Annotated in this window: 11 protein-coding genes and 1 pseudogene; 4 read left to right on the top strand and 8 right to left on the bottom strand. The window is 63.7% G+C overall.

Features of this window, described 5'->3' with window-relative positions; translation table 11 throughout:
- The 6 genes and pseudogenes from NTW26_06510 to mraZ all read right to left on the bottom strand — a co-directional run.
- Positions 1 to 200: polysaccharide biosynthesis protein (locus tag NTW26_06510; GenBank protein MCX7021909.1), on the bottom strand; the 200-nt coding region annotated here is incomplete at its 3' end.
- Positions 201 to 224: 24 nt separating this feature from the next.
- Positions 225 to 788, bottom strand: a pseudogene (locus tag NTW26_06515) (Mur ligase family protein).
- A 167-nt stretch (positions 789 to 955) separates the two neighbouring features.
- Positions 956 to 2,770, bottom strand: a complete 1,815-nt coding sequence (locus tag NTW26_06520; protein ID MCX7021910.1) for a penicillin-binding protein 2 — start codon at positions 2,768 to 2,770, stop codon at positions 956 to 958.
- Between the two features lie 15 nt (positions 2,771 to 2,785).
- Positions 2,786 to 3,055, bottom strand: coding sequence for a hypothetical protein (locus tag NTW26_06525; protein ID MCX7021911.1), 270 nt, complete (start codon positions 3,053 to 3,055; stop codon positions 2,786 to 2,788).
- 6 nt (positions 3,056 to 3,061) lie between these two features.
- On the bottom strand, positions 3,062 to 4,030 hold the full coding sequence (gene rsmH / locus NTW26_06530; GenBank protein ID MCX7021912.1) for a 16S rRNA (cytosine(1402)-N(4))-methyltransferase RsmH: 969 nt from the start codon (positions 4,028 to 4,030) through the stop codon (positions 3,062 to 3,064).
- A gap of 6 nt (positions 4,031 to 4,036) precedes the next feature.
- Positions 4,037 to 4,483 carry a division/cell wall cluster transcriptional repressor MraZ gene (gene mraZ / locus NTW26_06535; protein ID MCX7021913.1) on the bottom strand — a complete coding sequence of 149 codons (447 nt, stop codon included), beginning with the start codon at positions 4,481 to 4,483 and terminating at the stop codon, positions 4,037 to 4,039.
- Positions 4,484 to 4,980: 497 nt separating this feature from the next.
- On the opposite strand from mraZ, the gene NTW26_06540 reads away from it, so the two are divergent.
- The 4 genes from NTW26_06540 to NTW26_06555 all read left to right on the top strand — a co-directional run bounded on the left by NTW26_06540 (position 4,981) and on the right by NTW26_06555 (position 9,415).
- Positions 4,981 to 7,353, top strand: coding sequence for a 30S ribosomal protein S1 (locus NTW26_06540; GenBank protein ID MCX7021914.1), 2,373 nt, complete (start codon positions 4,981 to 4,983; stop codon positions 7,351 to 7,353).
- 264 nt (positions 7,354 to 7,617) lie between these two features.
- Positions 7,618 to 8,043, top strand: a complete 426-nt coding sequence (locus NTW26_06545) for a hypothetical protein (GenBank protein MCX7021915.1) — start codon at positions 7,618 to 7,620, stop codon at positions 8,041 to 8,043.
- Between the two features lie 214 nt (positions 8,044 to 8,257).
- Positions 8,258 to 8,581 (top strand): hypothetical protein, encoded by a 324-nt coding sequence (locus NTW26_06550; protein MCX7021916.1) that lies wholly within the window; start codon positions 8,258 to 8,260, stop codon positions 8,579 to 8,581.
- Positions 8,582 to 8,812: 231 nt separating this feature from the next.
- Entirely contained in the window at positions 8,813 to 9,415 is a 603-nt protein-coding gene (locus NTW26_06555; protein ID MCX7021917.1) for a hypothetical protein, read from the top strand.
- 108 nt (positions 9,416 to 9,523) lie between these two features.
- Here the strand turns inward: NTW26_06555 and NTW26_06560 are convergent, their stop codons facing one another.
- Complete coding sequence (locus NTW26_06560; protein ID MCX7021918.1) at positions 9,524 to 10,678, bottom strand: acyl-CoA dehydrogenase family protein; 1,155 nt, start codon at positions 10,676 to 10,678, stop codon at positions 9,524 to 9,526.
- A gap of 171 nt (positions 10,679 to 10,849) precedes the next feature.
- The gene (gene rlmN / locus NTW26_06565) at positions 10,850 to 11,908 is read right to left on the bottom strand and encodes a 23S rRNA (adenine(2503)-C(2))-methyltransferase RlmN (protein MCX7021919.1); all 1,059 of its coding nucleotides are present in this window, start codon (positions 11,906 to 11,908) and stop codon (positions 10,850 to 10,852) included.
- Positions 11,909 to 12,360 lie beyond the last annotated feature (452 nt).

The raw sequence follows: 12,360 nt of genomic DNA on the forward strand, positions 1-12,360 counted from the left end.
TGCACCATCAATTCACAGACCCGTATGCTGGCACCCATGACATTGGTGGGACGCACCGCCTTGTCGGTGGAAATCAGCATTAAGCGCTCCAGGCCGCAGGCGATGGCAGCTCCAAGGGCAGCCCGCGTACCATTGACGTTATTGGCCACGCCGACGCAGGGGTTGCGCTCCACCAGCAGCTGGAAGTACTCGCATTCCATGGGGAGGACGGCCGTGCCGTCATCCGGCAGCCGGAGCAGGAGCTCGGCCTTGGCTATGGCTATGGCCCGCACGTCGGAGAAAAACTCCAGGTGGGCCGGTCCTACGGCGGTCACGACGCCGATTTTCGGCCGGGCGACCTCCGCCAGCGAGGCGATTTCACCCGCCCATTGCATTCCCATCTCCACCACCGCCAGGGCCGTGTCCCGGCGCAGACTGGCGAGGGTCAGCGGGACGCCGTAAACCGTGTTCATGTTCCCCGAGCTTACGACGGTCGGCGCGAAGGCGGAGAGGACCGCGCCCAGGTAGTCCTTCGTCGTCGTCTTCCCAACGGAGCCGGTGATGCCGACGACGGTGAGCTCGGGGAAGCGCCGCCGGAATCCGTCGGCGATGGAAAGAAGCGCCCGGGGTACGCTCCCGACCACCAGTTGGGTCAACGGCAGGTCCGGGTCGGGCGTAGACACCAGGGCGGCCAGGGCTTTGCCGGCGATGTCGGGGAGGAACTGGTGACCGTCCGCGCGCTCGCCGGGCAGGGCGACGAAGAGGTCGCCGGCGGCGAGTGCCCGGGAGTCTATGGCCAGCCCCCGCACCGGCTCGTCGAGGCTCCCCCGGGGCCCCAAAAGCCGGGCGTCCGCCCATTCGAGCAGTCGGCTCAGGGGGAGCGGCTCCCCCACGTCGGCTCTGAGCTGTCCGTAATCCTCGCGCACACTCTCTCCCGTGACCGTCTTGATCGTTGAAAAGTCCTTGAGAGCGGTCGTCACCTCGAGCCCGCCAGTCGGACCGACAGGGCGTCCACGCCGTTGGAAACCGAGACCACCCGACCACTCCCGCGCATCTCGACCGGCGCACCCCTGGCGGCGAGTGCCGCGGCGGTTCTCCGGGCGTTCAACCCCAACAGATTCAACGGGTTTCCGACGTCCCCGCAGACCGGTCCACCCCCGTAGATGGGTCTTGGTTCGTCCACGATTATCAACAAGACCAGCGCAGGGTCCTGTGCCGGGGCGAAGCCGATGAAGCTGGCGATGTAGCGCTTGCCCGCCAGATATCCCATCTCGCCGATCTTCTGGGCGGTGCCCGTCTTGCCCCCCACGGTGTAGCCCGACCCCAAGGCGTCCTTGCCCAGTCCGCGCTCCACCGATCCAACGAGAATCTCGCGGAGGGCGGCGGCGGTTTCGGGGCTGATAACCCGCCTGGGGTGCGGTTTTCGCGAATCATCGTCGGACACGATGCTCGGCTGGACCAGCCACCCCCCGTTGGCGATGACCGCGTAGGCCCGGACGAGCTGAATCGGCGTCACGGCAATCCCTTGGCCGAAGCTGGCGCAGGCCGTGTCCAGGGGGTACCAATCCGAGGCCGGTCGGAGAATCCCCCGGACCTCTCCCGGCATGTCCAGGCCGGTCAACGCGCCGAAACCGAATTTTTCCAGGTAGTCGTGCAGCTTCTCCCGCCCGACCTTCAGGCCGATCTGAAGGATGCCCACGTTGGAGGAGCGCTCGATGATCTGGGCCGCGGTCAGGCGGGGGTCGTGGGGCAGACTGTCCCTGATCCGCCGACCGGTCACGTAGGTTTCCGGGGGGGTGTCGAAGACGGTCTGGGGCGTGACGAGCCCCTCCTCGAGCGCGGCGGCCAGGGTGAAGACCTTGAATGTGCTGCCCGGTTCGTACACGTCGGTCACGATGCGGTTGCGCCGGACCCAGGTCGGGTACTCGCCGAAGCGGTTCGGGTCGAAGAACGGGTAGTTGGAGAGGGCCAGCACCTCGCCGGTGTCGGGGTTCAGCATCACGGCCATGCCTCCCCGACCGTTCGACCGTTCCACGGCGTAGGCCAGCTCGCGGTCCACGATGTGCTGGAATCGGGAGTCTATGGTCAGGCGCAGGTCGTCGCCGCGCTGCGGCGGCTGCTGGGTTTTGCCAGGGGCATAGCTCGCTTCGCTCGGTTCGTCCAGGGGGTACAGCGGGCGTCCGAGGGCGTCCCGGACCTTGAGCGTCCACCCCGGTTCCCCCGAGAGGCGATCTTCGTAGGCGAGTTCCATCCCCTCCAGCCCCTGATGGTCTACCCCAACGAAGCCCAGTACGTGAGCCGCGGTGCGCCCGAGCGGGTAGAGGCGGGAGGGCTCCAGTCTCACGTACACCCCGGGGAGTGACGCCCGGCGCAGGATGTCGGCGGTTTCGGCGTCGAGGTGCCGGGAGAGCCATTCAAAATAGGAGTTCCGATCGAGCAACCGGCGCGTGTCCTCCAGGGGAAGCCCCAGTATTTTCACCAATCCCTCGGCCACGCGATCCTTCTCCTCGGGCTTGATTTCGTTGGGTGCGACGAAGGCGGTGGGCGATTCGCGGTCCAGGGCCATCGGGATGCCGTTCCGGTCGTAGATGGTTCCCCGGAGCCCCACCAGGGGAACCCGGATCACCTGCTGGCCGCGGGCCTGGAGGGCGAGATCGGCGCCGCGGACGAGCTGAAGCTGAACCAGGCGACCGCTGATGACGATCAGCGCCACACCCATCAGAATGAATACGATGCGGAGCCGCCTGCGCGCGGTTCCATCGCTGTCATGGGCTGGGTGGAATTGATTCATCGCCTTCGGCTATGCCTAGTAAACGGTAACGGTTTCGAGATCGGCGGGAACGTCGAGCTTCAGTCTTTCGGCGGCCAGGGACTGCAGGTTCTCGGGCGCGGTGGAGAGCATCCAGTCCTCCTGGAACTGGCGGGCGATTTCCTCCTCGCCGACCGCCCCATCGCGCAGATCGTCCACATCCATCCGCAGGATGTAGAGGCGGTTGTTCAGGAATAGGAAGAGTCCTCCCAGGACGCCGGCGACCAGGATGACCACGAACCAGAACCTCAGTCGCTCGTTCTTCATGTTTTTTTACCGGAGCCGCGACTCCGTTGCGCCGGTGGCGTGATTGCGGATTTCCGCCGCCCGGAGCTTGGCGGAGCGGGCCCGAAGGTTGAGCTTGATCTCTTCTATAGAGGGCTGGAGCGGTTTTTTGGTGATGACGACGAGGGCGTTCACCGGGTTGCACCGGCAGGCCGGCGTCCCGGGAGGGCAGACGCACTGGCCGCTCATCCGCCGGAAGAACCGCTTCACGATTCGGTCTTCGCCGGAGTGGTAGGAGATTACGACGAGCCTGCCGCCCGGCTTTGAGAGAGAGACGGCCGCCTCCAGCCCCTGCTCCAGCTCCTCGAGCTCGCCGTTCACCGCCATGCGGAGGGCCTGGAAGGTGCGCGTGGCGGGGTCGATGCCGCCCGAGGGTCCCACCGCGCGGCGGACGATCTCCGCCAGTTCGTGGGTGGTTTTCAGCGGTCTGGCTTCCACGATGGCGCGGGCCGCCCGGCGCGCCCTCCGCTCGTCGCCGTACCGGCGGATTATCCCGGCCAGCTCCTCCTCGGGGAGGCCGTTGACCAGGTCCGACGCCCGGGATCCCCGGGTCCGGTCCATCCGCATGTCCAGCGGTCCGTCCGAATCGAAGCTGAAACCCCGCTCGGGGTCTGAAAGCTGCTCCGTGGACATCCCGAGATCGAAGAGAACCCCGGCGAATCCGCCGGGCAGTCGGTGCAGGCCGCTGAAGGGGAGGAGCTCGAGGTCGAGCCGGTTTTCGAAGCGGGGGAGGAGCTCGTTTTTCACCCGGGCCAGGGCGTCGGGGTCACGGTCGCATCCCAGGACGGTCGCCCCGGGTTTGAATTCCAGAATCGCCCCGGCGTGCCCCCCTCGGCCGAGCGTGGCGTCGAGGTAGCGTCCCTTTGAATCGGTGGCCAGGAGCGCGAGCACCTCGGCCACCATCACCGGGGTGTGGCGTTGGGGTTTTATCTCGGGGCTGATGGTTGTTGACGACACCGGTCCCTAAAACTCCAAATCGGCCAGTTTCTCCGCGGCCTCCTCGTAGTCGGCGCTGGCGGTGTAATCCTGCCAACTCTGCTTGTCCCAAATTTCGATCCGTCGGCCAACGCCGATGACTACGGCCTCGCGTTCCAGGGTCGCCCACTGGCGGAGGTGCGCCGGGATGTTCACCCGGCCCTGCCGGTCCAGGGTGACCTCGACCGCGCCGGCGAAGAGGATGCGGGCGAAGCGGCGCGCGGCCGAACGGTTCGCGGCCAGAGCCTGTATCCGAGCCGAAACCTCGCCCCACTCGCTCTGGGGGTAGAGGAAAAGGCAGTGGTCGAGCCCCTGGGCCAGGACCCATTTGTCTTCGGCTTCAGTTGCCTCCTCCTCGCCGCCGGAGCGCAGCTTGGCCGGAATCGCCAGGCGGCCCTTTTCGTCCAGGTTGTAGGAGTATCGGCCGAGGTACATGGTCAACCGCCGAGGGATAGAGGCTCAGGGCTTTTTCTGAACTCTCGCGGGTTTCGGGGAACGCGGTTCGGGTGGATATTTACCCATTTCTCCCCACTTATCCCCACAGTCGAATGGTAGTGTTTTGTAAAATTTATGTCAATATAAAAATGCAATTTCTTTAATAAAAATTAATTGCGGGTTATTTACCCACCACGCCTCCGATGAATTACACCATGTGCTCATTGGGTGATATTTACCCCTAACCCATTGATAACATACGGTTAATCGTCCGGCTTCGTGGGTGGGGAATCCCTCGATCCCCGCTGATGCCGTTCACCCTTTTTTCCTTTTATTCGACCCCCTCTTTATGCTATGGTCCTATCTCTACATCGGCAAGACGCCGGTGGTTTTAGTTCCCCAGGCCCTCCGGGCCGCAACCCATCGGTAACTTTCACGTTTCCGGTGGAGTTGGCGCAGCGTACCGCAGGGCGAGCCGCGCCGCCAAGAGGAAGTGGATGTTGATACCCAAAGACGAAAACCATCAACCCGAGGAGTCTCCAACGGATAAAGCCCCTGAAGTGAATTCCGAGGAGACCCCCCGCGAGGAGCAGCCGGAGGACAGACCCGAGTCCGCTCCGGATGCCGAAGAGACGACGGAACCTGTACCCGAAGAGACCCGTCCTAAAGGGGCTTCGCGCCGGAAGGCGAAACGAAGCGAACCGAGCGAAGCGAGCTATGCCCCCGGCAAACCGAGTAATGCCCCGGCAAAAACGACCCCTCCCCCGTCCACCGAGGCCGAGCCCGCACCCGAGGATGCGGAATCGTCTTCGGCCGCGGATCCGGACGGCGTCACCATGGACGAGCTCATGGCAGCCTACGAGGACACCCTGGCCGACCTGAGGGAAGGCGAGGTGGTCCGCGGCGTGGTCGTCGGCATCTCCGGCGATGAGATTCTGGTGGACGTGGGCTACAAATCCGAGGGCCCCATCGACCGGAGGGAGTTCGGTCCCGACGCCAAGATTGACATCGGCGACGAGGTGGACGTCTACCTGGAGAAAAAAGAAGACCAGGACGGCATCATCGTCCTGTCGAAGGAAAAGGCTGACTTCGCCCGAACCTGGGAAAAAATCCGGACCGCCTTCGAGGACGAAGAGGTCATCAAGGGCAAGGTGGTGGCCCGGATCAAGGGCGGGCTGGAAGTGGACATCGGCGCCCGGGGATTTCTGCCTGCCAGCCAGGTGGCCTTGAGGCCGGTGCGCGATCTCGAATCCCTCGTCGGCAAGCAGCTCGAGATGAGGATTTTGAAAATCAACCGCCGGCGACGCAACATCGTCCTCTCCCGAAAGGTGGTGCTCCAGGAGCGCCGCGAGAAGCTGAAGGAGGAACTCGTCTCCGAGCTGGAGGAGGGCCAGATCCGCGAGGGCGAGGTCAAGAACATCACCGATTTCGGAGCCTTCATCGACCTCGGCGGGATTGACGGCCTCCTGCACATCACCGACATGAGCTGGGGCCGGATCAGCCACCCCGGCGAGATGCTGCAGATCGGGGACAAGGTCAAGATTTTGGTACTGAACTTCGACCGCGAGCGCGAGCGGGTGTCTCTCGGTCTCAAACAGCTCACCCCCCACCCCTGGAAGGACGCGGCCCAGAAGTACTCCGAGGGGACGATTATCCGGGGGAAAGTCGTCAACATGACCGACTACGGCGCCTTCGTTGAAATCGAAGACGGCATCGAGGGGCTGATCCACATCTCCGAGATGAGCTGGACCCAGCGCATCCGCCACCCATCCCAGATGCTCTCCATCGGAGATCTCGTCAACGCCAAGGTGCTGAACCTGGATACCGAGAAACAGCGCATCAGCCTCGGCCTGAAGCAGACCGAGGAGGACCCCTGGGAGACCATCGCCGAGCACTTCCCCCGCGGCACCCGCCTGATGGGCCGCGTGCGCAACATCACCGACTTCGGGGCCTTCGTCGAGGTGGACGAGGGCATAGACGGACTGGTCCACATCAGCGACATGAGCTGGGTCCGCCGGGTACGGCATCCCTCGGAGATAGTCCAGAAGGGCGACGAGATCGAGGTGGTGGTCCTCAACGTGGACACCGAGAACCGGCGCATCTCCCTGGGGATGAAGCAGCTCACCGAGGACCCCTGGGAGCACATCGAGGACTACATCTTCGAGGGCGCCTATGTGGAAGGAACCGTCGTGCGCATGGCCCGATTCGGCGCAATCATCGAGCTCTCCAACGGCATCGAGGCCCTGCTGCACATCTCCGAAATCGTGGACGCCCACGTGCCCAACGTGGAGGACATCCTGGACGTCGGCGAGCACCTGACCTGCAAGGTGATCAACATCAACCGGGAGGAGCGCAAGGTCAACCTGTCCCTCAAGGCTTACAACGCCGACATGGGCATCGGCCCCGAGGACGACCCGGTGATGCAGCGGTTGATCAAGCATCAGGAGGCGGGTTCCCTTTCGGAACGGGAGCCCGAGCCCACCCCGGACGACGAGGACTTCGAGCCGACCTTGGCCGGCGAAAAACCGGTCCCAACCGAGGAAAAGCCCGTAGAGGCTGCGGAAGGCGAGCCCAAAGAGATTACGGAAGTGGAGCCCGAAGAGATTACGGAAAGGGAGCCCGTAGAGGCTACGGAAGGCGAGCCCATAGAGATTACGGAAGTGGAGCCCGTAGAGGCTACGGAAGGCGAGCCCGAAGAAGAAGTCACCGAACCGGTAGATGAGCCCCCCGCCGAGTCCTCAGCCGATGAAGAGGAGCCCGAGGCTCCGGATGAGCCTGCCGCGTCGGATGAGGCCGCGGCGTCTGTCGCGGATGAAGAAGAAGAAGCCGTAGAGGGCGGGGAGCCGACCGAGGGGGAGACGGGGGGATAGGCGCATCATCCCCTCCTTCGAAGAACACCTGTGAAGGAAGGCAAGGGGTTTAACCGAGCGAAGCGAGCTACGCCCCCGGCGAACCGAGCTATGCCCCCGGCAAAACCCCTTGTCTCCTCAAGGCAATGACTCGTATCTTCTTGATAAGACGCGGGATTGCCAAGAAGGCGTCGTTTTTTCTTGCGGAACCGACCCCGCTAGGGTAGAATTCTAACGAGCTATGTTTACCATGCCGGCACAGCCGGCCCAACCTGGAGGGTGCGCATGAGGAAATTCTTACTCCTCACCGTTGTTATTGCCGTCGGTCTTTTCTTTACCGGCTGCGGCAAGGAACTCAACGACGAGAACTTCGCGACGTTCTGGCTCGATGCCTTCAAGGTCGAGAACGAGGCGGATGCTCAGAAGCTGGCCGATGACTACGGCTGGACCGATGAGGACATGAACAAGTACTTCGAGGAGCTGAAGGCCGACGAGACGCGCGCGGGCAAGCTCATCGACTCCATCGCCGAGAAAAACGAAGATGCCGCCTTCGCCCTGGAACTGACCCTCTTCCCCGACCGGGCCTTCGGCGGCCTCATGGAAGGTCTCGGGGACCTCGGGGACCTAGGTACGGAACTCCAGGGTGCCTTGGGTGAGACCCCGGCGGACGTTAGCGCCGAGACGACTGAGACGCCGCCTGTCACCAAATAGCGCACTACAGATTCCGCGTGTTCTAACTTGCTGATCAGGAGGGAGATGCAACGTAACATTGTGTCTCCCTCCCCTCGTTTCCACCGAGGGTGGAAATCGGCCTTGTTTTTTAAACCCAGGACCGATATAATCCTCCACGTTAGATTAAACGAGGAACGGAGTTACCAACCTAAAGACCCGAATCCCCAAACAGCCCAAACCTGGAGGATACTTAATGCGCAAACTCCTGTTTGCTCTCGTCATCACAGCGGTCTTCCTGACCTTCGTCGGTTGCGGCGGGGCGAAGATCGACGATGCAAAGTTCGTCGAGATCTGGCTCAAGACGTACGACAAGATGGACGACGAGGCCGCGTATGCCACGGCGCTCAAGGAGTACGACACCACCCCCGACGATATCAACGCCTTTATCAAAGACATGCTCACTGATGACAAACGGTCCCAGAAAATCTCCGAGGAGATCACCACGAAGGATCTCGGCGCAGGGCTGGCCCTCGCCGGCAAGGTTCTCGAAATCGGTCTGGGAGATATCCAATTTTAACCGACCGTGAGGGTATGAACCGAGAGCGGCCGTTATCGGCCGCTCTTGTCACACCGTCTCGCCGCCTCCGGGGGGGATGGTCTTGTCGTGTGGATTGACTCCGCCGCTTTTCCGCGCGGGTGGTGACGGTTGACAACGGCATGGTTCGAGGTGTAACGTTCTGCGTTGAACCTTGCGGTTCCATACTTACGTAAAAAAGACGGACCCAACCAACACGTTCGGAGGTTCCCGATGCGCAAAGTACTTCTTATCGCGGTCTTGACCGCATTCCTCGCCGGCTTTTCCGGCTGCGGCAAGGAGCTGAACGACGAGAACTTCGCAGGTTTCTGGGTCGAGTACTCGGCCGCCGCCGACGACGCGGCCCAGCAGAAGGTCATGGAATCCTACGGCTGGACCGAGGGAGACCTGGACGCATACGTCAAGGAGCTCACCGCGGACGAGGGGCGGGTGCAGAAACTTTACGAGGCCCTGAAGGCCAAGGACGAGAACGCAGCTCTGTCATTCACCTTCCTTATCGTGCCCGACGCGGCTTTAGACGGCACGAACCCTGACGATCTGGGGAATATTCCCTACGTCGAGGGCGGGGGCACGGCCATGACCGACGCGCTTCTGGCCGAGCTCTTCGTGAAAATCTACCCCGAGGAGCCCAACTCGCCTGCGGCCCTGGCAATTTATCCCGAGTACGGGGTGACCGGGAAGCAGGTCGAGGGGTACTTCAACAACGTGAAGGCGGATCCCGCCCACTGCGCCGCGGTGAGCGCCCTCATCCACGGGCTGGACCCGGCGAAGGGCGACGACTTCGACAAGGTAACCGGTCTGACCAAGCCGGAGTGAACCTCCGAGTAGCATTCCATGCGAGTTGAACAGAAGGGCCGTCGCGGTGACGGCCCTTTCCCTATGGCGCGGAACGGACGGCGTTCCGGGGATTCCCGCACGAGTGGATTATTTCGCCCCGAACTCCTTGATGAGGTGGATGGCCACGATCCAGCGCTGAATCTGGTTCGTCCCCTCGTATATCTGGCAGACCCGCTGGTCGCGGTAGTAGCGCTCGACGTCGTTCTCCCGCATGTATCCGGCGCCGCCCATAATCTGAATCGCGTGATGGCAGACCGTCTCGGCCGCCTCGGTGGCGAACATCTTGGCCATGGACGACTCCTTGGTGTAGGGCAGCCCCAGGTCTTTGAAGGAGGCGGCGCGGTGAATCATGAGCCGGGCCGCCTCGATCCGCGTCCCCATCTCCGCCAGCATGAACTCGATGGACTGGAAACCGATTATCGGCTGGTTGAACTGGACCCGCTTCTGGGCGTACCGGAGCGCCTTCTCGAAGGCCGCCTGGGCGCAACCCAGGGCGATGGCCGCCACGCTGAACCGCCCGCCGTCGAAGGCCCGGAGCACGATGGAGAGCCCCCGGTTCTCCTTCCCCACCAGATTCGCCGCCGGCACGCGGCAGTTTTCGAACTCCAGCTCGGCGTTGTCGCTGCAGCGCTGACCCATGGGGTTCATCGTCTTGGTGACCCGAAAGCCCGGCGTGTTCGACGGCACCAGGATGCAGGACAGGCCCTTCTTCCCGCGGCCGGGGCTGGTCAGGGCGATCACCAGGTGCAGGTTGGCGTACTTGCCGTTGGTGATGAAGCGCTTCTTGCCGTTGAGGACGTAGAAATCGCCGTCGCGGACGGCCGTGGTCAGGACGTTGCCGGCGTCGGAGCCGGCGGATTCCTCGGTGAGCGCCAGGCTGGTGAGAATCTCGCCGGTGGCCATCTTCGGCAGGATTTCCTCTTTCTGCTCCGGGGTGCCGTACTCGTTGATGGTGAAGGCGCCGATGGAGTTCTGCACGGCGAAGATGAGCGCCACGCCGGCCGCCGCCTTGGCCAGTTCCTCCAGGGCCAGGCAGTAGGTCACCGAGTCAACCCCGGAGCCGCCGTGCTCTTGGGGTAGCGTCAGCCCGTACAGGCCGAGCTGCCGCATCTCTTCCACTATCTGGCTCGGGTAGAGCCCCTCCTCGTCGAGCTGCCGCGCGATGGGCTCGATGCGCTCCTGGGCGAAGCGGCGGATGAGGTTGCGGTACCGGACCTGCTCCTCGGTGAGGGTGAAGTTCACGGAAATCCTCCGGCGGGTTGTGTTTCGTCTGAATAAAGTATACCCATTCGACGCAGCTTGGACAAGTCGGCGTTTCGGGTTTATCTAAATGGTTTTATTCCGGTCGGGCGTCACCCCCGCAGGCGGCATTGCCGCCCTTGTACGCGGGGGTATTTCTTTTACTACGGAGAGTTACCCCCGCGAGCCCAAGCCTCCACTTTTCAACATCAACTGCCCACACGCGGCGGCGATGTCGGTTCCCCTGGACTTGCGAACGCTCGCCGCGTAGGCCCCCCGGCGCGCCTCGGCCAGAAAGGCGTCAACCGATAAATGCGACGGAGACTGGAAGGGCAGCCCCGCCACCGGGTTGTACGCGATGAGGTTCAGCTTGTGCGGCACCCGCGCGAGGAGCCGAACAACTGTTCGGGCGTCAGCCTCCCTGTCGTTGAACCCGCCCAGGAGGACGTACTCGAAGGTGACCCGTCGCCCGGTGCGGTCGTAGTATTCCCGGCAGGCCGCCAGGAGCTCGGCCAGCGGCCATTTCTTGTTCAGCGGCATCAGCTCCGTCCGCCTGGCGTCGTCGGGGGCGCCCAGGCTCACGGCCAGCTTCACCCGCTGCGGCTCCCCGCCCAATCGTTTTATTCCCGGCACGACACCGGCGGTGGAGACGGTAATCCTCCGCGCCCCGATGCCCAGCGGTCCCGTCAGGAGCCCCACCGCCCCCAGCGTCGCCTCGTAGTTCAACAGCGGCTCGCCCATGCCCATGAAAACGACGTTGCGCAGCCTCGCGGATATTTTTTTCAACAGCAGGACCTGAGCGGCTATCTCGTGGGCCGCCAGGTCGCGCGTCTTCCCCAGCGTCCCCGTGGCGCAGAATGTGCAGCCAAGGTCGCAGCCGGCCATCGTCGAGACGCAGGCTGCGTCGTAATCCTCCCCCGGCCTGAGCACCGTCTCGACCCGCGCGCCGTCGTCCAGTTCCAGCAGGAGCTTCACCGTGCCGTCGGTGCTCCGGGCCTCGTCCGCTACCCGGGGCAAGGTTGTCGTGTAATCCTTGGCGAGCTTCTCCCGCAGCGTCCCGGGCAGGTCGGTCATCTCCGTAATATCAGCCGCCCCCCTGGCCCAGAGCCAATCGAAAAGCTGCCGGGCGCGGTAGGCCGGCTCACCTAATCCACCGACGAGGTCGGTGAGCCCGGCGAGGTCGAGGGCGCGGAAGTTTTTCATGGCGCTGATAATAACAGAAGCGGGGCGCACGGGCCCCGTTTTGAGTATCCGCAAGTAGGTGAGCCTTTCCCGGAGGGGAATGGGTTTATGGCGGCCTTCACCCCGATTGCGGTGATGTGGGGTGGCCCCGTAGGGCGGCCCCTCTGTGGGCCGCCGCGATTCGACCCTCACCCTGGCCCTCTCCCTAAATGGAGAGGGGATATGCGGGCGACCATGGACGGTCGCCCCTACCACCGTGTGTCTGACGTAGGGCGTGGACAATAGTCCCCGCCGATTACACGCTCCCGGCCTCGACCCTGACCCCAGCCCTCACCCTACAAGGGAGAGGGTGACAGTCTAGCACCTTGTCCACGGCCCGTCGGCGCGCCGCTCCCACAGGGAGAGGGAAAACGCCGGGCGGCCCCGTAGGGCGGCCCCTCCGCGGGCCGCCATGGTTTGCCCCTCACCCTAGCCCGTAGGCGAGCCTCTCCCCAGAGGGGAGA

It is taken from the genome of bacterium, from assembly GCA_026398675.1.
Lineage (GTDB): Bacteria > RBG-13-66-14 > RBG-13-66-14 > RBG-13-66-14 > RBG-13-66-14 > RBG-13-66-14.